We start from the raw sequence: 25,396 nt of genomic DNA on the forward strand, positions 1-25,396 counted from the left end.
CCCGCAAGTCGGGTTGGGGAGTTGAGGTCATTTCGAGAATCCATCAAATCGCGGCTTTCTGAAGTTGGAGCACGGAGGCGAAGCTGGCGACTCCGTCTTGGAGGGGGCGGAACGTGGACTCTGGTCCGTCTGTCCATGCCACCGGTAACTCGATAATGCTGACCCCGCTATCCTGAAGCCGAAGGAGGAGCTCAACGTCGAAGGCAAATCCCGTGCTTCGGCACTGCACCATGGCGGCAGTCAGTGCATCCCGTTCGAAGAACTTGAATCCGCACTGAGTGTCCTGGATGCCTTTGACCTTGGACCTTGTCAACACCCGGAAAAACGCACCGCCCGCCCTGCGCCCAAGGGTTTGGGGCCGGACGAAGGTGGAACCACGGGTGTGGCGAGACGCGATGACCGCTGAGGCGCCATCCGAGAGGTGCGACATAGCTTTGGTGAGGGTTTCCAGCGGCGTGGCGAGATCTGCGTCAAAGAACCCTGTGAACCTGGACGTCCCGCTCAGGAGCCCCCTACGCACGGCCGCTCCCTTCCCCCTGCGGGAGCACCCGACCATGGCAGTTTGGACCACGCCGGCTTTCTCGCGGCAGATTCGTCGAACTATCGTTGGTGTTTCGTCAACACTGCCGTTGTCCACCACTACAACACGCGAGGACCACGGTTGAAGTTTCAGGAACTCGATCGTCTTCCTCAGAGTTTCGGGAATCCTGGTGGCCTCGTTATAGACCGGTATGACAATTTCGAGATCTACGTACGAACGACGCAAGGAAATCGGCTGAGGACGTGTTTGAAGGGCCTCCCTCGCGCCGGTGATGACACAGTCCGATTGTGACAGAACCATATGAACCTCCAAATACTCTGCAACGGCACGAAAATCATGCTCGCCTATATGTAGTGGAGGATGCGCGGAGGTTATGACGCGCGCATCTAAATTAGGTTGCTTAACTCCGTTGCCACGTCCCCAGCGTCACACCGAACCGATCGCTTGATGGTGCGTCTTTGACCAGTGTGGCTGTCATGCCCAATTAGAAACGATATGCTGGCTCGCGGGATCCTGCCGGGAGCGTCGCCCTCCGACGAGAGTGGCAGGGGTCGGAGAATGTTATGTCCCGGCATCGACACTGAGCCAATTCAGTGGACACGCCGCTTTACTGATTTCCGCGTTGCAAGCAATGCGAGCAGTGTGCCGGCTCCAAGCAGGATCAGCGCGATCGGTAGGACTGCCGTTCCACCGGCGCCCGTGTTGGCCAGAGTATCTGTCGGCCGCGGTGTCGATGGGGTTTCGGAAGGCCGAACTGCTGCCGGAGCGGTGCTCGTGGTGGCACTGCTGGTGGCTGGTGGGGGAGTCATAGATCCGGTGGATGGTTTGTCAGTGGGGGTTGGGCTGGCCGTGCTGGTCGGAGCCGTGTTTGTCGGAGTTGGTGATGGCAGAGCAGACCCGTTTGCGGTTCCGCTGGCGGTGGTTCGGCGAACCTCAACAATTACCGGTGTGTCGGTTCCGGCGATGGTGACATGGCCTGAGTTTGTGTAGGAGTCCAGCGTAGGGTCGGTGACCTGGGTGACGACAAAGAGCTGAATCAGTTCGCCTTTGGGCAGGCCAGTCCAGGTGGCGGCTAGCAGCGAAGGCGTGCACGTTATGGCCGCGGGGTAGGTTTCGTCATCGCCAGGAGTGGCGATGTTGCCGTCCTGATCCAGGGTCGTTCCTACGCGAGCAACGATCCGGCTGCAGTCGATCTTGGTGCCCGGTCCGGGTGTGTCTGTGATGGTGACATCGCTGGATGCCAAGGTGGTGGCCGGCAGATGGAACGTCGAGCTCAACTCTGTCTGGGCGGAATCTATCCACCACATGTCTTTTTCCGGCGAGACCGGCGGTTTGGGAGCACAGTCCTGTTGGCACGGGTCGTCGACTGAGACGGGGACGCGGATGGCCGTGGAGCCCACCTGGAAGTCAAGCTGTGTTGACCCACCTGACGGGGGAACCTGAGTGTAGAGGGTGCTGAAATTACACGTACCTTGGACATTCTGAGGGTGCGAGGCAACAAAGTCGCTGAGGGTGAAGATTACGAGTCCGGAGTCAGACGCGTGAGCCGTGGCTACTGTCTGTCCTGCAGGATTCTTGAGTGTGAAGTCTGCCTGACCGAACCAGCGCAGTTGTGAGGGAAGCTGGAGGGTGAAGGTGTCGCCCGGCTGGGACCCATCGGGGACAGCCCACTGGCAGGTGAAGTCCACCTGAGACCCCTGCCCTCCAACGGTGGAGTCGGTACTGATGGAGGTTATCGCGTTCGGAATGACTGCGGCTTGAGCTGCCTGGGCAGACCAAGAGAGTCCAAGAATGGACAGTGCAGCCGCCAGCAGCGCCCCCAGTAATGCCCGTGGCGGAGCCGTGATCTTGGTTGGGTTCCTGGGATGGAGGTGGTTGCTCATACGAGTCCTTTCGATCCCCATGGTTGGGTACATGAAGGTTCAGTGCAGCCAACTGCCGGTTTATGACGGCGACTAGAGGAATGTCCGCGTTTTCAGAGGAGACGTGCAAGAGCCACTATCAGTAGGTCGAAGCGACAGTTCGCCGGCTCTGGAGTGTAGATCTTCACCCACCACGCGCCCCAGAGCTCCCTAAATCGCCTCGTGCCCTGTACCTCACGAGGGAAAATACGTCGGATGGACGGCGCTCCACGCTCAGTAAGACCATGGCCCGGCTAACGGCCCATCCAGACGCCTCGTCTATCTACTCCCAGGACGGCGCATTACCTGACCGTCCACGTGAAACCGCCGCCCGATCCCAAGATCGGTCAAGGATCGCTTCCGATGACGGATGCATCGTTCACGGCAGCGACCGGCCGGGCCTTGGAGAAGACGAGGTCTGCAGCACAAGCATCTGCCATCTTCCCTGGTCACAGGCGGGGACCGATGACCGCTGTGCCGAGGCGTGGCAGGTCTGATGATTACGGTGGGGTCCGCGCGTAATATTTGGCGTCCAGAGGCCACTTAGTACATGGACTGGAATCTAAACGTAGCAGGGGAGAATCATGGCGCGCCGTTCCGCACAGAGATCAGCAACAAGTGACAGTGAACTGATCGCGATGGTCCGTGCCGGGGACGTGGAAGCCTACGGGCAGCTGTACGAGCGCCACGTATCCATCGCCATGTCGGTGGCCTGGAAGAACGTGGACAACTCAGCTGACGCCGAGGATGTCGTTGCGGATGCGTTCCAGTCTGCACTTCAGGGCCTCGTTGCAGGGCAGGGCCCGAAGGAATTCTTCCGCGCCTATTTGCTTTCCGCGGTCACAAGGTTGGCCCACCACGCCAATAGGAAGGCGCTACGGACCGCGCCGACCGACATCGAGAAGACCTTTGAACAGGATGTTGGGTCCGACGACCCAGTGATGCACGAATTTGAAACAGAGACGATCACGCGGGCCTACCGTGCGTTGCCGGAACGCTGGCAGGCGGTACTTTGGTACCTCGATGTGGAGCGGATGAAGCCAGCAGCTCTTGCCCCGATTCTGGGACTTAGTCCCAACGCCGTGTCAGCACTCGCATTCAGAGCACGTGAAGGGTTGCGCCGCGCATACCTGCAGGCCCACTTGAATGACGCGGAGCGCGGCGACTGCACGGAGTTTGCCTCCCAGCTGGGTGCATACGTCCGCGGCGGACTCACTGGCAAAATTGAAGCTAGCCTGCGCAACCACCTGGATGGCTGCCCCGCCTGCACGGCGGCCCTCGTCGAGCTCAGGGACGTCCGCGGAACAACCCGGGCGGTACTACTACCACTGCTCACCGGGATCCCCTTGGCAGCCTGGACTCAGGCGTCCACAAAATCCGCGACTACCGGACTCCTGCTGAAAGGTTCAACCACGTCGACGCTTGCCAAACCATGGTTTGTGCTGATGGCTTCTGGGATTGCGGCAGCGGTGGTCATTGGCGGAGCAAGCGACGCCCCCGTCTTGGCCCAACAGAGCCAGATCGACCCCTTCATCGCTGCCACCCAGCAACCTGAAGCGCATGAGATGCCCGCGCGGCCCGCACCGACGATGGCACCCTCCGAGCCTCCTGCGACCCAACTCACTCCAACGCAGTCGGCTGTTCCAGCGCCGACGAAGGCGCCCAACCCCACGGCTGTTCCAGCGCCGACGAAGGCGCCCAACCCCACGGCTGTTCCAGCGCCGACGAAGGCGCCCAACCCCACGGCTCTGCCGGCACAAAACCCCATACCGAAACCCGTCTCCGCCAAGGTCCGGGGGCGTGCGTTCAGCTCAGCTATCCACGGCGACCCCAGGGCCCAGAGGGTGGCCGTCAAGTTCTCCGTCCCCCGAGGCCAGGATCTTGGCCAATCAGTCGCCGAATTCTCGTTCTCAAAGCATGCATCCATCGATCTCAGAACAGTCAACGCCCCCGCCGGATGGTCCTGCAACAACAGCAGAACAAATCCGGGTGGAGTCACCTGCAGAACCGATACCTTGAAAGGCGGGACGACCACGTTCCGTTTTGTTGTCACTCGTAACCCCTGGGGCCACAACAACGCATTGCTCTATACGCTCCAGGGCCTCGCCTTGAGAGAAAACCTCTTTGCGCATGGATTCTGAGCAGAGCCGTCCATCACGACCACCCGCGAAATGGCGAGAAGCCCAACGGATTCCCACCCAGTCTGCAGATGGCGACCTAGCTGACCGATCATGCAACACCATCGCCAACCCCCTTCCAGATTGACGAAGTGGACGCTTGAAACATCGATACACCGGTTCAGCGCGGGGCCGACAGATTTCACGGCAACCATTCGGGCGGCGACCAGAAGATAATCAGGACAACACCAGATCTTATCTGCAAGAAGACGAAGGGAAATTCGAAAGCGCGCGTCCCCCGGATGAATCAAGACGAAGAACCGAAAATAAGCTACGAATGAAAGCTGCGCCGCGAACGTTGCCAATGCTCATGCGAAGGAGATGAAGGGTGAGAACAATCTTGAGTCCATACTTGAGTTTTCGCGATAACGCCGCGGAAGCGATGCGCTTCTACCAGTCAGTCTTCGGAGGGAACTTAACACTGAAATCCTTTGAAATTTTCCATTCAGGCAATGACGGGTTGTTGGAACAGTCAAAGACAATTCATTCAGTGCTGGTTACCGATTCTGGACTGGTCTTGATGGCGTCGGACACGCCTAGCGCTATGGAATATGTTCCTGGAACTAACCACTCGATCTCCCTAAGTTGCGAATGCAACCGAGAACTCCGCACCTATTGGAGGAAGCTTTCCAAATCGGGCCGGGTGGTTGTTCCATTGGCCACCTCGCCGGACACCGGGACCTTTGGGACCTGCATCGACCGGTTCGGCATCGTATGGCTTCTCGGAATTCAAATGACCGGCCACGGCGCGGACCAGACTCCTGCCAACCCCTGAGTGCTCGGCGCCTAGTGAGAAAATTCCTATCGAGACAACGCGTGGGGCCCTCAAAGGTTTGTGCCACTCGTGGAGCCAGGTTGGCTGCTCACGATTTATATGCTCGACTGCTCCTAAACATAGGCCTTCAGACGCACTTGCATGGCTGGAGAGCACGGCGCCGGCCTGGTTTGGAAATGTACTCAGATGTGTCTTCTTAGCTGGGAAACCAAGGCCATGGTTTCTTCATCGCTTCCAGGTAATGGGCGGTATTGCAGGTCACCGCGGCCTAGCGCGCCGTCCCTAATCGATTCAAGTCGGCTTCGGCAGCGGACCGCGCTAGCTCGACCTGCAGCCGTGGCAGTGGTGAGAAAGTGCAGACTGTCATGACGGAACAGTTGCAGGCCGGGGTCTCTGCTGAACTCCCGCGCGCAGATGTGCCCTATTTCAGCGAACAGCGTCCAGTCGGCTTCGAGTCGACGATCCATGTGGGGAAATTGAATCCTTCCGACTACAAGTCCAGAGGACGACGTAGACGTCCGTCGCGCATCGTCAAGAACGCGTTCGAAGTGGGCTAGGGTGGCAAGGCCAGTGCTGATGTCGGTGCATGAGGAGGGTTGTTGATCCGTTTCTCCTGCCTCGATCCACCCGACAACGGTCTCCTGCAGCGCGGTGTGGTCCACCTCGAGTCCGGAGGCGATGAACAATGAGCGAAGGTCGGTCATGGTTTCGGCGATCCCTACACCACGGGAAGCCCTGGCCGCGCCAAGCCTCCGAGCTGCACTGCCAATCGGGGCTTTGTTCATCAAGGCGTTGACCACGTCTTCAGCCTCGGGCACAAACCAGTCGCGAACGAACCTCCACCCGTCACAAAGACTTTGATCCCGCCAACGGGCCAGCAACAGCCAGGCCCCGCTCGTCACCGGCATTTCAGGTGCTGTGTGGATCTTCATGTCTATTAGTAGCCCTTGACGCTATTTCATGTCGTGAAAATGGGAAGGAAATCCGGTGTTCTAGGCCCGTCAGCGCAGGCCAGCAACACGGTGAACAGGGGTCGCAAGCCCATCGCGGGTTCGGACAGTCCCATTCATTTCTGGTCAGGGGGACATGAATATGCCCGGCCGTCATGGTGATGCGAGGGCAGAGCCAGGTCTGAACCGCAGCTTGACCGGGAAGGCTGGTGTGAGCCTGATCTGATTCTTCGGGCGTTAACAGGTGATGGCACGCCACGAGAGGGTCACCGTGCAGTGTAGGAAGTTGCAGACAAGCGTCGTCCGCGAGTGGGCAGCGGTTACGGCAGGGACATCCGGCAGTCGCTGGCGCGAGCGAGGAGGTCGAGTTCTCAGCTGGGACTCTGCCCCAGAGTGACGGAACCGACGACAACAGGCGTGCCGTGTAGGGGTGGGCAGGGTTTTGGAGAACCTCCTCGGTGGCACCTGACTCGACCACTCGGCCGTTGTACAGAACGACGGTGTGTTCGGTCAGACGACTGGCCAAGCCGATGTTGAGCGTGATGAGGATGAGGCGTAGACCCTTGTCTCGTTTAGTCCTTTCCAAAAGTGCGATGATCTTGTCCTGAACGGTGACGTCAAGTGCGCTCGTGGGCTCATCGAGGATGAGGAGCTTTGGAGTCGTTGCCAGGGCTCTCGCGGCCAGGAACAACGCGAAAGGGCAGCGTCGCGCTGGACGTTGGCCGCGCCCTATATCAGGCACTCGCTCTGATCGAATTCGACGACGACGACGAGTACGGCCTCTCTCAGCTCGAGGAAATCATCGAACGCCGACCTGAGCAGTGCCAGCAACGGCTCGCCCAGCTCCGCAACGAACGAGCACTGAGCGAGAAGAGGGCCGAGGCCGGCGCGCCTTACGTGGAACGTGGCTGACCGTGGGCGACAGCATCGGGAGCTACCCCCCGGCGCCAGCGACGTGTTGTACCTGAGCGCCCTGGAGGACGCTGAGGGAATCCATCCCGGGGGAGATGTCGCCGACTCTGTGCATATGCGGCTGTGGCACGTCGATGAGGACGCCCGAGTGGATCTGGGAATCAAGGATTGGGGGCAAGGCCCTCAAAGCACGTCACCGCTCCGACGGCGCGAACTCCGGCCCGATGACCGAGGAACAGAAGGCCGTGCGGAAGTAACTGATCGCCGACAACAAGGCCGCCGACGTCTCATTTTGTTGGGATTTTGCGGAGTGGCGAGGGCTGCCCGTCCTCTCGACAGCGCCCTTAGGATGAAGGGGACCATGTCAGGGGGAACACATGACATCACCGTCTCAGCGCCTGCCCGTGCCCGATGTCCTGCGCGGAATCGCGATCATCGCCATGCTCATCGCCCATGCGGCGAGATTCCATCCCACCGCGCCCAAAGCGGTGGAATTCGCGGTCGGCAATATCAATGATCTCGCCTCGCCGCTGTTCGCCCTCGTCATGGGGATGTCCGCGCAGCTCACGTGGAACACCGCGTCCCGTGCGGGGCGCACGTACCTTCAGCAGGTGCTCCGCGGGCTGATCCTGATCGCGCTCGGTCTCTGGATGGCGACCTGGGGCACCTGGGTCATGGTGGTGCTCGCCTATCTCGGGCTGCTCCTGATCATCGGTGTGCCGTTGCTCCGTCTCCGGACCGCGTGGGTGGCCGCGGTGGCGCTCGTCGTGGTGCTGGCGAGCGACCCGCTCAACGCCTTCGCCCGTACCCAGACCTGGATCTACACCGCGGATCCGGTGACCCGCTTCTTCGCGGACATGGTGGCGCTCGGGGGTTCGTACCGGCTGACGAACCTCCTGCCGTTCTTCCTGCTCGGTGGCCTGCTCATCCGCCATGGTCTGCGCCGTGGTCCGCTGCTGTGGGCTATGGCCGCCGCCGCGCCTCTCGCGTACGCGGCGCGGCCTCTCGCCGAGAAGCTCACGGGGCGCGAGCTTCGCATCTCCGGCAGCTACGTCGACACCCTGCACGACGCCGGCCTGGTCTTCGCGGTGACCGTCGCCGTCGTGCTGCTGGCGACGTCGTCCGGCGCGCTGCGGACGGTGAGCGACCGCGTCTTCGCCCCCCTCAAGGTCTGGGGCCGGCACGCCCTGAGCCTGTATCTGCTGCACGTCGGCCTGATCGCCTGGTGGGTTGCGACGCACGAACGGGTGCTGCCGTCGCACTTCGACCCGCTAGGCTGGGCGATGGTGGTCGTCCTGCCGTTGGTGCTGTCCTGGTGCTGGGACCGCTGGGTCGGCACCGGGCCGGTGGAGTGGCTGATGGGCCGCGTGACGCTGCGCCCCAAGCCGCTCCGCCCGACCGTGAGCAGCACGGGCGCCCCGGGGACCGCGCCCGCTGAGCCCGTCCGCTGAGCCCGTCCGCTGACGTCAGACCGTGCTTTGCGGCCGGGCCCGGTGGCCGATGTGACTTTGCCGAGCGCGCTGCGGACCGTAGCTTGACCCTGTGACCTCCGCTCCTTCCGTCCAGGCATCCAGCACCCCGGCCGTGTCCACCGCACGTCTCCTGAGCGCGCGCCGGTGGATGACCGCCGGCCTGATCGTCTCGATTCTCGGAACGCGCCTCGTCGAAGGCGGGTCCGATGGCCTCGTGGCTCTCGGGGTGTTGCCGCTCCTGTGGGTCTCGGTCCTGACCACCTTCGGTGAACTGGTGTCCTTCGCGTCGCCACTCATCGCCCGGCTGACCGCCCGCTTCAGCCCGGCCCGCGTCCTGGTGGCCTCTGACCTCGCGGAAGCCCTGCTCAGCGGTGTCGCGCTGGTGGCGCTGCTGACCGTTCCGGGCGGAACGCTGCCGGTGCTCATCGTGTACCTGCTGCTCGCCGCCGTCTTCCCGGCCGTGACCGATGTGGTCGAGGAGTTCTACGGGCAGCAGCTCGCTCAGGTCGATGTGAAGCAGGCTCTGACCTTCAACGCCTCGGTCTATTCCGCGCTCGCGTTCGTCGGGATCGTCATCGCGATGCCGTTGGGCAACCTCCTCGCGGGTGTGTCGATCACCGTGCTGATCGCAGGGAACCTCGTCCTGTCGGCGCTGGGCACGCTGCTGCGTCTGGTGAGTTCCCGCACCGTGGTGACGGCGCCGGCGATCGATCAGGATCTCGAGGACTTCGGTGTGCTGGGAGAGCGGATGACCGTTCGCGCCTTCCTGAGGGATCTGTGGGCCACCGGGGCGGCGTCGCCGCTGTTCAGTTTCCTCCTGCAGGTCGGCGGGACCATCGGAGGTGTCTTCGTCTACCTCGCCATCGCGCAGAAGGCGCCGGTCGATCCGTCCGTCGCCCTGGCCTCGGTGATCGCGATGTTCGGCATCGGCGCGACCATCGGGCCGTGGGTGGGGCGGGCCCTCAGCTCGCGCGGCGACATCAGGCGCCTCGTCTGGCTCGTGCTGGTGGCGACCGTGGCGTTCCTGCTCGTCGTCGCGGGTCTGCTGAGCGTGGTCGATGCGGCCGCCTTGTGGTGGACCGGCCTGGCGTACGCGCTGGTGCTCGGAATCCTGTCGCGCACCCGGGCGGTCCTGACCACCACGCTTCGCCAGCAGGATTACCGCGGCACCCGGTTCGCGCGGATCATGAGCTGGTCCTTCGCCGCCACGGCTCTCGGCGCAGTGGCGGGAAGCTGGCTCGCGCTGGGGCTCAAGCCCACGCAGCACCCGTCGCTCGCACTGCTCGTCCAGGCCGGGTTCATCGTCCTCGCTCTGGTGCTGCTCGCGGTGCGGGTGCCCACGGACTCGGCCCCGGAGAACGCGCCCGCCCGCTGACGCCAGACCGTCGGCGCCGGCGCGCCTCCTCAAGCCGGCCCCGGCCCTCAGTGCGTGTAGACCGCCGTCGGGTAGCAGCCGATCGTGTGGACCGTGACCGGGGTGTCGAAAACGCTGGTCAGGACCTCGGCGGTCATGGTCTCCTCGACGGTCCCTTCGTGCACCAGCAGCCCGTCCCTGAGCGCGACGATCCGGTCCGAGTAGGCCGCCGCGAAGTTCACGTCGTGGATGACGAGCACCACGGTCTTGCCCAGCTCGTCGGCGGCGCGGCGGAGCTGCTTCATCATGAGGACCGAGTGCTTCATGTCGAGATTGTTGAGCGGCTCGTCCAGCAGGATGTAGTCCGTGTCCTGGGCCAGCACCATCGCCACGAACGCCCGCTGCCGCTGCCCGCCGGAGAGCTGATCCAGGAAACGGTCCTGCAAGGCGGTCAGGTTCAGGAACTCCAGCGCGGACTCGACGGCGGTCACGCACTCCGCGGTCAGCCGTCCCCGGGAGTGCGGGAACCGCCCGAGCGCCACGAGGTCCCGCACGGTCAGCCGGGCTGAGAGGTGATTCTCCTGACGCAGGATCGCGACCTTCCGGGCCAGTTCGGCGCTCTTCGCCCGGCGCACGTCCAGCCCGCCGATGGACACGGAGCCCGCATCGGCCTCGATGAGCCGGCCCATGATGGTCAGAAGCGTGGACTTCCCGGCGCCGTTCGGCCCGATCAGGCTGGTGATACCGCCTTCCGGGATGGTGGCGGTGACCGGCCCGAGGACCCGGGTGTCGCCGTAGTTCTTGGTCACATCCGAAAAAGAGATCACACTCTGCCCTTCCGCAGGAGCAGCACCAGGAACAGGATGCCGCCCAGGAATTCGATGATGACGGTCAGGAAGCCTGCCGCGTAGAAGACGTGCTGCATGATGAACTGCCCCACCACCAGGGTGAGCAGGCCCAGCAGGAAGGCCATGGGCATCACGTACCGATGCTGGTGACTGCCGGTCACCTGATAGGCGAGCGTGGCGACCACGAAGCCGAAGAACGTCATGGGGCCGACCAGGGCGGTGGAGAACGCCACCATGACCGCCACGAGCACCAGCATGAGCGTCAGTTCGCGCTTGTGGTCGACGCCGAGACTCTGGGCGCTGTCGCGGCCCAGCAGCAGCACATCGAGCCGGTACCGCCGCTGCCACAGGATCACCCCGACCGCCGCGCAGACGGCGAACGCCACGGGCAGATGGGAGACATTGACGTCGCCCATCCGGCCGAACAGTCTGGCGGACAGGAGGTCGTAATCGGTGGGGTTCAGCATGCGCTGCACGAACACGGCGATCGAATCGAACGCCAGCCCGAACACCACCCCGACCAGGAGCAGGATGTAGAGGCTGCCGTTGCGGCCGGAGAACAGCCAGCGGTACAGGATCGTCGCGAACACCACCATGAGAGCGGTCTGTGCCAGGACCTTCCCGATCCCCTCCTGCTGCGCGACCGCGGCCCCGCCGAACACGAACACCATGAGCGTCTGAGACAGCGTGTACATCGAGTCCAGGCCCATGATGGACGGCGTCAGGATCCGGTTGCCGGTCACCGTGTGGAACACCACCGTGCCCACACCCTGAGTGAACGCGGCGATCACCATGGCCGCGAGCATCGAGAGCCGCGCGTCCAGCGCGAACCAGAACGCGCCCCGGATGAACAGGAACAGGAAGCCGACGACGGCGAGCAGCACCGCCGCCGTCGTGAGCAGGATGCGCGCGCGGGGACTCAGCGGCGCTCGCCGGACGCGCTTCTCGGCGGTCGGCGCCGTGGTGACGGGGGAGACGGTCGTGGTCATGCGCGCTCCCTCGACAGCGACGGGCCCGCCGCGGACGCCCGTTGGGTCCGCAGCAGGATGATGATGAAGGCGACCGCGCCCAGGGCTCCGAGGATCACCGACGCGGGGATCTCCATGGGCGCCACCACCACGCGGCCCACCAGGTCGCAGGCGAGCAGCAGCGCGACACCCGTGGCCACGACCCACGGCAGGTTCCGCCGCAGATCATCGCCCAGAATCATGGACACCATGTTCGGCACGATCAGGCCGAGGAACGGAATGAACCCCACCACCACGCTGGTCACACCCGTCGCCAGGGCCACCATGATGACCCCGAGGAACACGACCCGGCGGTAGTTCAGCCCGAGCCCGGTCGCCATGTCCTGGCCGAGGCCCGCGACCGTGAAACGGTCCGCCACGAGGAACGCGGCCACCGCGATCCCGGCCACGATCCAGAGCGGTTCGTAGAAGCCCTGCACGATTCCACTGAAACCCCCGGAACGCCAGGCCGTGAGGGCCTGCATGAGGTTGAAGGTCCCGGCGAGGAACGTGGTGGCGGCGCCGACCACGGCGCCGAGCATGATGCCCACCAGCGGGACCACCACGGAGGAGCGCACGCGGACCCGGTCCAGCACGGCGAGGAACAGCCACGTCCCCAGGAATGCGAAGCCGGTGGCCACCACCATCTTCACCATGGGGGTCGCCTCAGGCGCCACCAGCAGGATGACCAGCATGCCCAGCCCGGCCCATTGGCTGGTGCCGGCGGTGCTGGGCTCCACGAACTTGTTCTGAGTGATGAGCTGCATGATCACCCCCGAGATGCTCATGGCGGCCGCGGCGAACACGAGCGCGAGCGTGCGCGGCACCCGGGAGAGCCAGAACATCTCCTGGGCCGCGGGGTCGCTGAAGAGCTTGTCGAGGGAGATGTCGTAGCCGCCCACCAGGAGGGAGACGAGCAGCAGGATGGCGACGGCGGCTGCCGTCGCCATCCTGAAGAGGCGCGAGATCACGATGCGGTGTTGCCCGGGGTGAGGGCTACTTGGCAGTGCTGGACTTGGCGGTGAAGTCCTTGGCGATGGTCTTGAAGACGTCGGTGTACGCCTGGATGCCTTCAGTCAGGTAGAAGTCGGAGGGCATGTAGACGATCTGGTCCTTGGCGTAGAACGGCACGTCCTTCCACACCTTGCCGAGGCCTTCGACGACGGCCTTGGCCGGCTTGAACTCCTTGCCCTCCTCGGTGACGGCCGCATCGCGGTCCATCACGATCATCCACTCGGGCTTGGCGGCCGCGACGGTTTCGGGGGAGAGGCCGGAGTTGTTGTGCACGGAGTCGGACTTCAGCTTCGCGTCGTCCTGGGCGAAGACGTCCTTGAGGTTCACGCCTTCGAGGATGCGGCCGATGCGGCCTGCGCCGTTGTCGATCTTGCCGCCGGAGGAGTTGGCGAGGAAGACGGTCTGGCCGTTGGTGGCCTTCTTGGCGTCGGCGATGGCGGCGTCGAGGTCGGCGACGATCTTCTTCGCCTCGTCCTTCTTGTCGAAGATGTCGCCGAGTGTGAGGGTCTGCTTCTTCAGGCCTTCGAGGTAGCTGGAACCCTTCTCATCGCTCGGGGCGATGTCCACCACGGGTGCGATCTTGCTCAGCTTCTCCGTCTGGCTCGCGAAGCGGTAGCCGCCGATGATCAGATCGGGCTGTGCCTCGCTGATGTCCTCCATCTTCGGCTCGCGGTGGCTGCCCGCGTCCTTGATGTTCGTGTTGTTGATCCAGTCCTGGTAGCCGTCCTTGGGCAGGAGCGGTTTGGGGATCGCGACGGGCTCGACGCCGAGGGCCTTGATGGTGGCCATGGACGTGTTGTCGAGGGCGGCCACGCGGGCCGGCTTGGTCTTGACCTCCATGGAACCGGTGTTCGTCTGGATGGTGATGGTGGAGCTCGCGTTCTCGGCGGCCTTGGTGTCACCGGATTGCCCGCAGGCGGTGATGCCGAAGAGTGCTGCGGCGACGGCGGTGCCGGCGGCCAGGGTCTTGAAACGCGAGGTCATGCTTCCTCCAGAGATGCGGGTGAAATAGCAAATAAAAACGTGTCGTTATTTACCGAAAACACACGCTATAGGAAGGTAAGCCTTACCTCAACTTAAGTGACCGGCGTCATGAGGATGTGACGGTTCCATGAACCTGGCGATGACGTGCACTTGGTGCCGTTCGAGCTCGATGAGGTGCCGCTGCCCGATGCCGTGGGCGTTTCAGGTGGTGTGCGACGCTCGGGTGACGATCGCCGTGATCTTCCAGTGCTGCCTGACCTTGGCCAGATGGACGGATTGCACGTGCGTGGTGTGGGCGCCGTCGTCGTGCGCGGTCTCGCACCAGATGCGGGCGAGGTCGCCGGTGACGTCCGTTCGTCCCAGGCGCAGCGAGGCGCCTTCGTCGGGGATGACCTTCTGGAGGTATTCGCGGCAGGACGCCGTGTTCAGTTCATCGACGGCGTCGGTCCGATGAGCCTGGCTGCCGAGGCGCACCAGCACCGCCTCGGGGAGGGCGATGCTCCTGAGGATGCGGTGGTGCTGAAGTGGTGGGAGGCCGGGGAGGTAGGCCTCGATGAGCCTCTCCCGGATGGTCGCGATCGACGCGGCGGCCGAGGCGGGAGGGGTGTCGTCGAGCGACCAGGGGCCGCAGAGAAGTGGAGCGTCGTTGGTCACTGTTCCCCCTGGGTGCGGTGCGGCGGTCTCGGTGGTCCTCAGCGGCGCCGCTGGGGCCGGGCGGGCGACGGTGCGGCGTCCTTCCGGAACAGCGGGGTGACCCCGATGCCGATGAAGACGATGAGCGAGACCGCCCCCAGCATCAGTCCGATCGCGAAAAGCCAGCTTGTGACGTCGTTCATGATGTCCCCGCCCATGGTGTTCCCTCTCGTCATGCCGGCAAGCCCGCCGTCGTCGGTGTTCAAGTGCATTCCTTCGGCACTTCAGAAGTGTCCGACATCTGCATATGAAAGCTATATCATGCGTCCCACCTCGGGCGACACCCCGAGGATGGCTTGTGGGTGAACTTCTGTCATCTTCATCCACATAATGTCGGACATTTGACGCGACGTGCGTTTGGGGAAACCATGAAGGGACTGCAGCAAGATTCTCGTTCGCATCTGAACGGCGGTTCGCCGTCAAGGAGGGGAAATGTTCACTCGTACGTGGTCGCGCTCCAGGGGGAGCCGACGCCGATTGATGCCAGGTGGTGGGAAACCAGCGCCGGGACTGTTTCTGGGTGCCGGCGCCCACCGACTTCGGAGGATCACGGCGGCGATCACCGCCGTGATCCTGGGACTGGCGGCCACTCTCGCCGCGGTCACGCTGAGTGCGCCGGCGGCCGCCGCCGCGACCAATACCTCGTGCCACTTCTCAGCGTCGGGAACGGGAAAGTACGCCGACACCTTGTGCTGGCTCGACTTCTCCGGGCTCGACCCGGCGCAGGCGGCCAAGGGCCAGGATTTCGCGTTCACCATCGACGGCGGGAACACGCTGTACGCCACGGTCACCCGGAGCGGCGCGGCCGTCGGCCCGGCGGCCTTCCCCACGTGGGGCGGCGCCTACCTCGGCAATCGGGGCTTCTACTCGGGGACGGCCGGGAAGCCGGCCCTGTATCAGACGGATGCCGGGATGACAGGCCCGAAGACGACCCTGACCCTGAGCAACATGCGGGTCGTGACGCCTCAGGGGATGGAAGTGATGCAGTGGTCCATCGTCGGCGCGGACGCCGAATCCACCGATGTGAACGAATCGATCACCTGGAACTCCACGAACCCGATCACGTCCCTGACGGCCACTCGGACGGGCAACGGACTCGGCAACGCCTGCGCAGGCGGCTTCACCGGCGTCGGGAGCACGCAGGTCAAGTGCACCGGCGCCGGAACGGACATCAAGACCGGCACCGCGATCCTCGCCTCGCAGCGGCCCGTCACCTTCTCCCAGACCATGGTGGGGGGCGGCCGTGAGGGCGTGGCCTTCGGGGTCCTGATCTCCTCGGTCAAGATGAACAAGACCGTGGCCTCCCGCTTCCCGGGCGACGACTTCCAGGTGGACATCAGCAGTGATGCCGCCGACGTCGCCCATGGCTCCACGGGCCCGACCGGCACCAGCGCCACGACCGGGAAGAACTCCGTGGTGACCCCCGTGCCGGGCATGCCGTTCCACTTCCGCGAGAGCGCGGTGACGGGTGATCTGAACAACTATTCGGCGTCGTGGAGGTGCACCAATTTCGATCAGGTGGACCCCTCGCTCCCGCAAGGGGACGCCGGGACGTCGCAGGACATCTTCGTCGCGATCGGTGACGATGTCGAGTGCACCCTGACCAACACCGCGCTCAGCACAGGCATCTCGCTGACCAAGAAGGCCGGCGCGCCCGTGGACGCCAACAGCGACGGGATCACCGACGCCGGGGACACCATCGCGTACACATTCGATGTGACCAACACCGGCAAGACCACCCTCACGAACATCGCTGTCGATGACCCCAAGGTCGGGCCGGTGACCTGTCCGTCCGGAAATCTGGCGCCGGGGGCCTCCGCCACGTGCACTGCCCAGTACACGATCACGGCGGACGACGAGAACGCCGGCGAGGTGCACAATGTCGCGACGGCGAGCGGCAATCCGCCCAGCAGCACCGCGACGGTGACGTCGGCCACGAGCGAGACCCGGACGCCGGTGACCAAGGCGTCCCCGGCCCTCACGCTGGTGAAGTCCGTGGACAAGAGCGAGCTCGTCGCAGGGGAGACCCTGACGTACTCCTTCGTCATCACCAACACGGGCAATGTGCCGCTGAACGACGTCGGCGTGGATGAGACCGCGTTCAGCGGCGCCGGCCAGAAGCCCGTGGTCAGCTGCCCGGCCGCGGCGTCGGCGCTCAAGCCGGGCGACCAGGTCACGTGCACCGCCACCTACCAGGTCACCCAGGAGGACGTGGACCGGGGTTCGGTGGAGAACACTGCCACCGCCCACGGAACACCGCCGGGCAAGGAGCCTGTGACGAGTGATCCTTCCACCGTGAAGATCCCTGAGGATCCCAAGCCCGGTATCTCGATGACCAAGTCCGCGGACAAGACGGAGCTTGTGGCCGGTCAGACCGTCACGTACTCCTTTGCGGTGAAGAACACGGGCAATGTGACCCTGAAGGACATCCATATCAACGAAGGCGATTTCACGGGTTCGGGCGCGAAGCCACAGGTCTCCTGCCCGGATGCGGCGTCCTCGCTCGCGCCCGGTCAGCAGGTGACGTGCACGGCCACCTACCAGATCACCCAGGCCGATGTGGACCGTGGCTCGGTGGACAACACGGCGACCGCCTCCGGCCAGCCGCCCACCGGTGATCCGGCCACCTCGGACCCGTCGAAGGTGCGCATTCCGGCGCAGCAGAAGCCGGGTGTCTCGCTGACGAAGACCGCGGACAAGACCGAACTCGTGGCTGGTCAGACGATCACGTACTCCTTCGTCGTGAAGAACACGGGCAATGTGTCCTTGAACGAGGTGAAGGTCGACGAAGGGTCCTTCACCGGTTCCGGGAAGCTCTCGGCGATCACCTGCCCGCAGTCGTCCCTCGCCCCCGGTGACTCGGAGACGTGCACCGCCACCTATCAGGTCACTCAGGCCGACGTCGACCGAGGCTCCGTTGAGAACAGCGCCACGGCCACCGGAACGCCGCCGAACGGCGCCGAACCGGTGACGTCAGACCCGTCGCAGGCCACAGTGCCGTCCGATCCGAAGCCGGCGCTCAGCCTGCAGAAGACCGCCTCGCCGTCCCGCGTCGGGGCAGTGGGTGACACCATCAGCTATTCGTTCGCGGTGACCAACACCGGGAACGTCACCCTGCGTGACGTGACGATCGCGGAAGGCGCCTTCACGGGAAGCGGCACGATGTCCGCCGTCGATTGTCCGGAGGCGGCCACATCGCTGACTCCCGGCGCCTCGGTGACCTGCACTGCCACGTACCAGGTCACCCAGGCCGACGTGGATCGCGGCTCCGTGCAGAACACGGCTACCGCGGAGGGCACGCCGCCCATGGGTTCTCCCGTGAAGTCCGCGCCGTCGTCGGCGACCGTTCCCGTGGATCAGCACCCTGGGATCTCACTGCACAAGAGCGCCAGCACAGCGGAACTCGTGGCGGGCCAGACGGTGACGTATTTCTTCGACGCCACCAACACCGGCGACGTCACGCTCCACGACGTGAAGATCACGGAAGGCGAGTTCACCGGCTCGGGGAAGCTTTCTGCGATCACCTGCACGGACGGCGCGAAGAGCCTGGCCCCAGGCGCCACGGTGCGCTGCACTGCGAGCTACACCGTCACCCAGGCGGATGTGGACCGCGGCTCGGTGCACAACACCGCGACGGCGGGCGGTGGCGACCCCTCCGGCAAGCCGGTCGCGTCCTCTCCGTCCGAGGTCACGCTGCCGGGCGATCCGAAGCCGGGGCTGAGGATGGTCAAGTCCGCGGACAAGACCGAACTGAAGGCCGGTGAGACCATCACCTACTCCTTCAAGCTCACCAACACCGGCAATGTGACCCTGCACGATCTCAAGGTCACGGAAGGAACCTTCACGGGCTCCGGCACGCTGTCCGCGGCGACGTGCCCGAAGGAGCCGCTGGCCCCGGGAAGCAGTGCCACGTGCACGGCGACGTACCGGGTGACGCAGGCCGATGTGGACCGTGGCTCGGTGGACAACACCGCCACCGCCACGGGGACGCCGTCCTCGGGTGGCCCGGTGACCTCTGATCCCTCCGAGGCGTCGGTGCCGCAGAAACCTGCTCCGGCTCTCCGCCTGGTGAAGTCGGCGGACCGCACGGTCCTCAGCCACGTGGGGGAGCGCATCATCTACACGTTCACCCTCACGAACACCGGCAATGTCACCCTCAAGGACCTCGCCGTCCACGAGGGGGCCTTCTCGGGAAGCGGCAGGATGTCGCCGGTCTCCTGCCCGGCGGCCGGCCAGGGCCTCGTCCCCGGGGCATCGCTGAGGTGCACTGCGACCTACGTCGTGACGGCTGCCGATCTCGCCGCGGGGAAGCTCAGCAACACGGCGACCGCGTCTGCCACCACGCCGGGTGGCGCCCCGGTCGGTTCCCAGCCGTCGTCGGTGGCGCTCGAGGGAACTCCGCCGGCCCCGGCGCCTGGTCCGCCGTCGCTGGCCGAAACCGGCGCGGCAAGCGGCCCCGCCCTGGCACTAGGGGCTGCGGCCCTGGTGCTCGCGGGTGTGGTGATCTCCGCGGCAGTGCGACGCCGGGAAGGCCGGCGATAAGAATAGGGCGATAGGAAAAGGCTCGGCCGGCCGCTGACGCGGGCGGCCGGCCCCTTCGCGGATGGTGACGATGAGGCCCGACGGCGACAGCGCCGTCGGGCCTCATCCTTTCCTCCTATGCCGTGTCCTCACATGCCCTGTCCGTGGCGGCCGTGATGGCCGGTGGCGCGCCGCGGTGTGCGTGGGGTGATAGCCGGCCGGCCGTCAGCCGCGAGTGTCGCAGGTCTTCAGAAGGCTTTCGGCGAACCGGGTCGCGGCGTCGCTCTCCTGGGCGCAAATCGCGGTGAGAAGCTCGGTTCTCGCCAGGATCTGATCATCCAGTGAAGGGCAGGGCTGGGGGCTCTTTTCGGCGTTTCCGAGATTCATCAGGCGGTCGTAGATCCGCAGCATCAGGCCGTTTCCTGCCCTCAGGACGACCTCGCGGTCGAAGGCCGCCAGGCTTTCCGTCGAGAAGCCCGTGACAGCTCGACCGAGTGCGAAGTCCAGGTGCTCCAGGTCTTCGGGAGTGGCCCGCGCGGAGAGGTGCCGAACGCATTGGCACAGGAGGGCATTGCGGGCCTCGCTCAGGGCGCGTACTCGATCCTCCGCGCTGTCGTGGGAGCGGTCGAGGTCGCTGGGTCCGCTGTCGGAACCGCGTGCTGAGGCCGGAGCTCGCGCTGTGAGGCGACCTGTCTCGGTGTCGAGCAGAAGAACACCCTGGGCGAGGAGGCCGTCGAGGACCTCCTGGATGCCGGCCATGTCCTGATCGGCGAAGATCCGGCCGAGTTCGTGGACGCTCGGCAGTGTGGACCCTGCTGGCCACGCGCCGGAGGTGATCCAGTGTTCCAGGCGCTGCGCGAAGCTGTGGGAGGAGGCGACTGCCGGAGGAGTGGTGTGATCGACATTCACTTGGCAAGTGTACGACAATTGCGGAACTCCGAAACCTCCCCCGAGCGGCGTCTGGGAGTGGTCGCCCGGCTCCTACTTGAATCCGTCCACGATCGCCTGGGCAGCGGTGACGGCCGCATGTGCGTTGCCGCGCTTGAGTGCCTCCAGGAGGTCCCGATGCTCCTGCTCGAGCGCCGCGGGATCCTCGATCTTGGGGTAGTTGCCGGCGTTCAGGAGGACGGCGGGTTCCAGCCCGTCATGGAGCTCCGCCATGAGGGGGTTGCCGGAGGCTTCCACGATGGCCCGGTGGAAACGGATGTCCGCCGCGAGGCGGTCCTCAGCGGTGTCCGCCGCTTCGCGGTCCCTCAGGTGGCCTGCCACCTGGTCGAGCTGGTCCTTCGTGATGCGCGTGGCGGCCAGGCGGGACGCCTGAACCTCCAGGCCGGCGCGGACCTCGAGGATCTCATCCGCGGTGTCATCCTTGACGCGGCGGGCGAGCACGGCGCCGAGCTCGCTGGTGGAGCGAACGTAGGTTCCGTCGCCCGGGCGGGACTCCAGGAGGCCGAGGTGAACCAAAGCCCGCAGGGACTCCCGCACCGTGTTGCGGCTGGTTTCGAAGGTCTTCATGAGCTCGAATTCGCCCGGGACCTTGGTGCCGATGGGCCAGGTGCCGTCTTCGATGTTCTCCCGCAGCTGAGCCCCGATCTGAACCGAGAGAGGGACGTTTCGAGTGGCGGGGCGAAGAGAGGTCACGGTACCAAGCGTAGGTCACAGACACTATGGAGCGCCTGCTGTCAACTGCAGGGGCAGTCGGACGTAGTGCGCGGAAGCCGGGGATGACCTGGGTTTCCACTCACCTCCGGTTCGCCGCATTCCGGTAGCACGACGCGGACATTCGCGATAACATGTCGGGGTAACTGTCCTACATTTATCAATCCTACGTTTGGATGGTTTCTTCTCTTCTCAGTCCTTCCGGGGGCAGGGAAGGCCCCCTTTCGAAATGATCAGGAGCACCCATGTCTCTAGGCTTGGCGCGGAAGACAGCTTCCGCAACCATGAGCGTGACGCTTGCTCTGGCAGGGCTGACGGGACTGGCAGGGCTTCAAGTCCTCGGTGCCGCCCCTGCCAACGCGGCGCAACAGAATGGCTACGTCTTCAACAACACTTGGCAGATCCAGGATTCCGGATCCCAGAACAGCCAATACACCCCGTCCGGCCTCGATGCCTCCACGCATGCCACGAGCTCGTTCCCGCTCAGCACCGGCGCGGTGAGCGTTGACGCCCTGTTCCAGCAGAACAGCTCGCAGCTGAAGGGCACGAACTTCCTCACGGCGGGCGGGAACCAGGGATCGTATGGCGCCACGAGTTCCATGCTGACCGGCTCGCCGGACCCGGCCTCCGTGCCCGCGCTCGGCGTCCTTTCCAACAGTTCGACGTGTGGCGGCGGTCTCGGCACCGCGGGCCACCAGAACGTCAGCACCCTGTGCGAGAACACCGGCACTCTGACGCTGAAGTTCTCCAAGCCCGTGACCGACCCGGTCTTGGACCTCACCGGTATTGGCGGCGCGTCGATGCTCTATCAGCACAAGGACAACCCCGGCGGTTACGACTACGCCCGCGGTTCTTTCAATAACACGCAGTGGCTCATCGCCACGGATGGTGTCTCCTTCGCCCAGCTCTCGTCCGGGTCCCGTAACCTTCAGGTGGGCCAGGGCGGCAAGCGGCTCCTGGTGAAGAACGCCAACGCCGACCCGCGCTGTGACAGCAATACCGTGTACACCCCCGGGACCAGCCATCAGGGCCCGACGGTGGACAATGCGGGCTGTGGCTCCATCACCCTGCAGGGAACCTTCTCGGAAGTGACTTTCCAGATTGATGCCAAGTCCACTCCCTTCTCAGAGTTCCCCTCTGCGCAGTACGGCACGGGCTCGGAGTTCTTCGCCAATGACGGCACGCAGTACGCCGATGGCGTGAATGGTGCGAACACCGTCGAGACTGAGCGTGTTCGCCTCCCGCGGGACGAAACCGATGCAACGAACTCGGATCTTCAGCGAATCTCGCTGCGCCTGCCGCAGAACGGCTCCCTGGGCGACAAGGTCTGGCGCGACACCAACGGTGACGGCCTCCAGAGCGGCAGCGAGCCCGGTGTGGAGGGCGTCAAGGTTCAGTTGCTGGACGCGGACGGCAACCCCGTCAACGACGCGAACGGCAACCCGATCACGACCACCACGGACTCGAACGGCAACTACAAGTTCACCGATCTGCCGTTCGGCACCTACAAGGTCAAGTTCACCGGTCTTCCGGCCGGCACATCGCTCACCAAGGCGAATCAGGGCACTGACGACGCCGTGGACTCCGACGCCGACCCGGCCACCGGAGTCACCGGTCCGGTCACGCTGAACAGCGAGGCGCCGGAGAACCTCACCCTGGATGCAGGCATCATCCCGACGGGCTCCCTGGGTGACAAGGTCTGGCGCGACGACAACGGTGACGGCATCCAGGATCCGAACGAGCCCGGTGTGTCGGGTGTGAAGGTGGAGCTGCTGGATCAGGACGGCAACCCTGTCAAGGATGCCAACGGCAACCCGATCACCACCACCACGGATGCGAACGGCAACTACAAGTTCAGCGATCTCCCGCTGGGCAGTTACAAGGTCAAGGTCGATCTGCCGGAAGGGTCGAAGGCCACGAGCGCGAACTCGGGTGATGACCGGTCCAAGGACTCGAACATCGACCCGAACGGTGTCTCCGACACCGTGACGCTGACCCCGGAGAACCCGGACAACATGACGGTCGACGCCGGCATCGTGAAGCTCGGTTCGCTGGGCGACAAGGTGTGGCGTGATGACAACGGTGACGGCATCCAGGATCCGAATGAGCCGGGCATCTCTGATGTGAAGGTCGAGCTGCTGGACAAGGACGGCAACCCCGTCAAGGACGGCAATGGCAACCCTGTCACCACGACCACGGACGCGAACGGCAACTACAAGTTCACCGGCCTTCCGCTGGGCGACTACAAGGTGAAGTTCGACCTTCCGCAGGACAGCAAGTTCACCTCGGAGGGCTCCGGAACCGACCAGGCGAAGGATTCCAATGCCGATCCGGCCACCGGTGTGACCAGCGCGGTCAGCCTGACCGCCGACGCTCCGGACAACATGACCGTCGACGCAGGCATCGTGCCGCTCGGTTCGCTGGGCGACAAGGTCTGGCGCGATGACAACGGTGATGGCATCCAGGACTCTAACGAGCCTGGTGTCTCCGGCGTGAAGGTCGAGCTGCTGGACAAGGACGGCAACCCCGTCAAGGACGCCAACGGCAACCCCATCACCACCACGACCGATGCCAACGGCAACTACCTGTTCAAGGACCTGCCGATGGGTGATTACAAGGTCAAGGTCGACCTCCCGGCCGGGACCAAGGCCACCACGGCCGGCGCCGGTTCCGACCGCGGAACCGACTCGAACATCGACCCCAACGGTGTCTCCGACACGGTCTCGCTGACCCCGGACAACCGGAACCGTCGCGACGTCGACGCCGGGATCGTGCCCCTGGGTTCCCTGGGCGACAAGGTCTGGCGAGATGACAACGGTGACGGTGTGCAGGGCGATGACGAGCCCGGCATTTCCGATGTGAAGGTGGAGCTGCTGGACAAGGACGGCAACCCCGTCAAGGATGCCAACGGCAACCCGATCACCACCACGACCGATGCGAACGGCAACTATAAGTTCAGCGATCTCCCGCTGGGCGATTACAAAGTGAAGTTCGACCTTCCGCAGGACAGTAAGTTCACCTCGGAGGGTGCAGGCACCGACCAGACGAAGGACTCCAATCCTGACCCGGCCACCGGCGTGACCAGTGCGGTCAGCCTGACTGCTGACGCTCCGGACAACATGACCGTCGATGCTGGCATCGTCCCGGTGGGTTCGCTGGGTGACAAGGTCTGGCGTGATGACAACGGTGATGGCATCCAGGATCCGAATGAGCCGGGTGTTTCCGGTGTGAAGGTGGAGCTGCTGGACAAGGACGGCAACCCCGTCAAGGACGCCAACGGCAACCCGATCACGACCACCACCGACAAGGACGGGAACTACCTGTTCACGGACCTGCCGATGGGTGATTACAAGGTCAAGGTCGATCTTCCGGCCGGGACCAAGGCCACCACCGCCGGTGCGGGCGATGACCGGTCCAAGGACTCGAACATCGACCCGAACGGTGTCTCCGACACCGTGTCGCTGACGCCGGACAACCGGAACCGTCGCGACGTCGACGCGGGCCTGGTCCCCCTCGGTTCGCTGGGTGACAAGGTCTGGCGCGATGACAATGGCAACGGTGTTCAGGATCCGAATGAGCCGGGTGTTTCCGGTGTGAAGGTGGAGCTGCTGGACAAGGACGGCAACCCCGTCAAGGATGCCAACGGCAACCCGATCACGACCACCACCGACAAGGACGGGAACTACCTGTTCACGGACCTGCCGATGGGTGATTACAAGGTCAAGGTCGATCTGCCGGCCGGGACCAAGGCCGCCACTGCCGGTGCCGGTTCCGATCGCGGCACCGACTCCAACATCGACCCGAACGGCGTCTCCGACACCGTGTCGCTGACGCCGGAGAACCCGAACCGTCGCGACGTCGACGCCGGTCTGGTGGTGCTGCCGAAGGCCAGCGATGATGAGTCCCTGAACAACAAGCAGGGAACCACCGTCACCGTGCCGACGCTGAAGAACGACCAGGGTGACCTGGATCCGTCCACGGTGAAGATCACGGACAAGAACGGCAAGCCGGTCTCCGAGCTGGTCGTTTCGGGCGAGGGCACGTGGACGGTCGATCCCAAGACCGGCGACATCACCTTCGCCCCGGAGAAGGGCTTCACGGGTAACCCCACCCCGGTCAGCTACACCGTGAAGGACAAGAACGGCAACGAGACCGGCGCGAAGGTGACCATCACCTACGTGGCCCCGGCTCCGGCTCCGAGCACCCCCGCGTCCCCGACGCCGAGTCACCCGGCCGCGCCTGGTCACCCGGCGCCCGGCAACCCGGCTGACCCTGGGAACCCGGATGCGGGCGGAGATCTCGCCTACACCGGCGCGAACTTCGGCATGGGCACCGTTGCCGCAGGAGCACTTCTGCTCCTCGGTGGCGCCGCGCTGCTGATCTTCCGCCGTCGCCGCCAGCACTGATCCGTCGCTGCGGTCACCGAAGGCCCCGCCGCTCCTCACCCTGGAGCGGCGGGGCCTTCGGCGTCGTCAGGAAGCTCCGAAGCCTGGGTGGCGTCGGGATGGAGGACGCACAGAGCAGGGTCAGTCCGGGGAATCGCGACGGCGAGGTGCCAGGAAGGACAAGTACGGGGAAGGGCCGGCAC

The 25,396-nt window shown here is 64.6% G+C and carries 18 protein-coding genes; 7 read left to right on the forward strand and 11 right to left on the reverse strand.

Annotation, left to right across the window (positions count from 1 at the left end; genetic code table 11):
- Positions 1–43 precede the first annotated feature (43 nt).
- Both P9849_RS01280 and P9849_RS01285 read right to left on the reverse strand, forming a co-directional pair.
- Positions 44–841 carry a glycosyltransferase gene (locus P9849_RS01280; RefSeq protein WP_278267938.1) on the reverse strand — a complete coding sequence of 266 codons (798 nt, stop codon included), beginning with the start codon at positions 839–841 and terminating at the stop codon, positions 44–46.
- Between the two features lie 290 nt (positions 842–1,131).
- On the reverse strand, positions 1,132–2,424 hold the full coding sequence (locus P9849_RS01285) for an Ig-like domain-containing protein (protein WP_278267939.1): 1,293 nt from the start codon (positions 2,422–2,424) through the stop codon (positions 1,132–1,134).
- A 602-nt stretch (positions 2,425–3,026) separates the two neighbouring features.
- On the opposite strand from P9849_RS01285, the gene P9849_RS01290 reads away from it, so the two are divergent.
- On the forward strand, positions 3,027–4,583 hold the full coding sequence (locus P9849_RS01290; protein WP_278267940.1) for a sigma-70 family RNA polymerase sigma factor: 1,557 nt from the start codon (positions 3,027–3,029) through the stop codon (positions 4,581–4,583).
- 364 nt (positions 4,584–4,947) lie between these two features.
- Positions 4,948–5,394, forward strand: coding sequence for a VOC family protein (locus P9849_RS01295; protein WP_278267941.1), 447 nt, complete (start codon positions 4,948–4,950; stop codon positions 5,392–5,394).
- Between the two features lie 182 nt (positions 5,395–5,576).
- Here the strand turns inward: P9849_RS01295 and P9849_RS01300 are convergent, their stop codons facing one another.
- Positions 5,577–6,326, reverse strand: coding sequence for a hypothetical protein (locus tag P9849_RS01300; RefSeq protein ID WP_278267942.1), 750 nt, complete (start codon positions 6,324–6,326; stop codon positions 5,577–5,579).
- 672 nt (positions 6,327–6,998) lie between these two features.
- On the opposite strand from P9849_RS01300, the gene P9849_RS01305 reads away from it, so the two are divergent.
- From P9849_RS01305 to P9849_RS01315, 3 genes are all read left to right on the forward strand, one after another.
- Positions 6,999–7,256 (forward strand): hypothetical protein, encoded by a 258-nt coding sequence (locus P9849_RS01305; protein WP_278267943.1) that lies wholly within the window; start codon positions 6,999–7,001, stop codon positions 7,254–7,256.
- 377 nt (positions 7,257–7,633) lie between these two features.
- A complete protein-coding gene (locus tag P9849_RS01310; RefSeq protein WP_278267944.1) occupies positions 7,634–8,707 on the forward strand; it encodes a heparan-alpha-glucosaminide N-acetyltransferase domain-containing protein in 1,074 nt (357 codons plus the stop codon).
- Between the two features lie 91 nt (positions 8,708–8,798).
- Positions 8,799–10,103 carry an MFS transporter gene (locus tag P9849_RS01315; protein ID WP_278267945.1) on the forward strand — a complete coding sequence of 435 codons (1,305 nt, stop codon included), beginning with the start codon at positions 8,799–8,801 and terminating at the stop codon, positions 10,101–10,103.
- Between the two features lie 47 nt (positions 10,104–10,150).
- Here the strand turns inward: P9849_RS01315 and P9849_RS01320 are convergent, their stop codons facing one another.
- From P9849_RS01320 to P9849_RS01345, 6 genes are all read right to left on the reverse strand, one after another.
- A complete protein-coding gene (locus P9849_RS01320) occupies positions 10,151–10,909 on the reverse strand; it encodes an ATP-binding cassette domain-containing protein (protein WP_278267946.1) in 759 nt (252 codons plus the stop codon).
- Positions 10,906–11,919 (reverse strand): iron chelate uptake ABC transporter family permease subunit, encoded by a 1,014-nt coding sequence (locus P9849_RS01325; RefSeq protein WP_278267947.1) that lies wholly within the window; start codon positions 11,917–11,919, stop codon positions 10,906–10,908. Before P9849_RS01325 ends, P9849_RS01320 begins: the two co-directional genes overlap by 4 nt.
- Positions 11,916–12,887 carry an iron chelate uptake ABC transporter family permease subunit gene (locus P9849_RS01330; RefSeq protein WP_278267948.1) on the reverse strand — a complete coding sequence of 324 codons (972 nt, stop codon included), beginning with the start codon at positions 12,885–12,887 and terminating at the stop codon, positions 11,916–11,918. Before P9849_RS01330 ends, P9849_RS01325 begins: the two co-directional genes overlap by 4 nt.
- A 46-nt stretch (positions 12,888–12,933) precedes the next feature.
- Positions 12,934–13,935 (reverse strand): ABC transporter substrate-binding protein, encoded by a 1,002-nt coding sequence (locus P9849_RS01335; protein WP_278267949.1) that lies wholly within the window; start codon positions 13,933–13,935, stop codon positions 12,934–12,936.
- Between the two features lie 201 nt (positions 13,936–14,136).
- Entirely contained in the window at positions 14,137–14,589 is a 453-nt protein-coding gene (locus P9849_RS01340) for a hypothetical protein (RefSeq protein WP_278267950.1), read from the reverse strand.
- Between the two features lie 38 nt (positions 14,590–14,627).
- Positions 14,628–14,834: a hypothetical protein gene (locus P9849_RS01345; protein WP_278267951.1), complete on the reverse strand. Its 207-nt coding sequence runs from the start codon at positions 14,832–14,834 to the stop codon at positions 14,628–14,630.
- Between the two features lie 361 nt (positions 14,835–15,195).
- On the opposite strand from P9849_RS01345, the gene P9849_RS01350 reads away from it, so the two are divergent.
- The gene (locus P9849_RS01350; RefSeq protein ID WP_278267952.1) at positions 15,196–19,170 is read left to right on the forward strand and encodes a hypothetical protein; all 3,975 of its coding nucleotides are present in this window, start codon (positions 15,196–15,198) and stop codon (positions 19,168–19,170) included.
- A 204-nt stretch (positions 19,171–19,374) separates the two neighbouring features.
- Here the strand turns inward: P9849_RS01350 and P9849_RS01355 are convergent, their stop codons facing one another.
- Positions 19,375–20,058, reverse strand: coding sequence for a GntR family transcriptional regulator (locus tag P9849_RS01355; protein ID WP_278267953.1), 684 nt, complete (start codon positions 20,056–20,058; stop codon positions 19,375–19,377).
- A gap of 72 nt (positions 20,059–20,130) precedes the next feature.
- On the reverse strand, positions 20,131–20,790 hold the full coding sequence (locus P9849_RS01360) for a FadR/GntR family transcriptional regulator (protein ID WP_278267954.1): 660 nt from the start codon (positions 20,788–20,790) through the stop codon (positions 20,131–20,133).
- Between the two features lie 302 nt (positions 20,791–21,092).
- On the opposite strand from P9849_RS01360, the gene P9849_RS01365 reads away from it, so the two are divergent.
- Entirely contained in the window at positions 21,093–25,214 is a 4,122-nt protein-coding gene (locus P9849_RS01365) for an SdrD B-like domain-containing protein (RefSeq protein ID WP_278267955.1), read from the forward strand.
- The last annotated feature ends 182 nt before the right edge of the window (positions 25,215–25,396 follow it).

It is taken from the genome of Arthrobacter sp. Y-9 (assembly GCF_029690065.1).
GTDB lineage: Bacteria > Actinomycetota > Actinomycetes > Actinomycetales > Micrococcaceae > Arthrobacter_E.

Excerpts from the sequence above, each read along its gene's own strand:
- P9849_RS01280 (WP_278267938.1), bottom strand. The coding sequence starts at position 841 with ATGGTTCTGTCACAATCGGACTGTGTCATCACCGGCGCGAGGGAGGCC.
- P9849_RS01285 (WP_278267939.1), bottom strand. The coding sequence starts at position 2,424 with ATGAGCAACCACCTCCATCCCAGGAACCCAACCAAGATCACGGCTCCG.
- P9849_RS01290 (WP_278267940.1), top strand. The coding sequence starts at position 3,027 with ATGGCGCGCCGTTCCGCACAGAGATCAGCAACAAGTGACAGTGAACTG.
- P9849_RS01300 (WP_278267942.1), bottom strand. The coding sequence starts at position 6,326 with ATGAAGATCCACACAGCACCTGAAATGCCGGTGACGAGCGGGGCCTGG.
- P9849_RS01310 (WP_278267944.1), top strand. The coding sequence starts at position 7,634 with ATGACATCACCGTCTCAGCGCCTGCCCGTGCCCGATGTCCTGCGCGGA.
- P9849_RS01325 (WP_278267947.1), bottom strand. The coding sequence starts at position 11,919 with ATGACCACGACCGTCTCCCCCGTCACCACGGCGCCGACCGCCGAGAAG.
- P9849_RS01330 (WP_278267948.1), bottom strand. The coding sequence starts at position 12,887 with ATGGCGACGGCAGCCGCCGTCGCCATCCTGCTGCTCGTCTCCCTCCTG.
- P9849_RS01335 (WP_278267949.1), bottom strand. The coding sequence starts at position 13,935 with ATGACCTCGCGTTTCAAGACCCTGGCCGCCGGCACCGCCGTCGCCGCA.
- P9849_RS01365 (WP_278267955.1), top strand. The coding sequence starts at position 21,093 with ATGAGCGTGACGCTTGCTCTGGCAGGGCTGACGGGACTGGCAGGGCTT.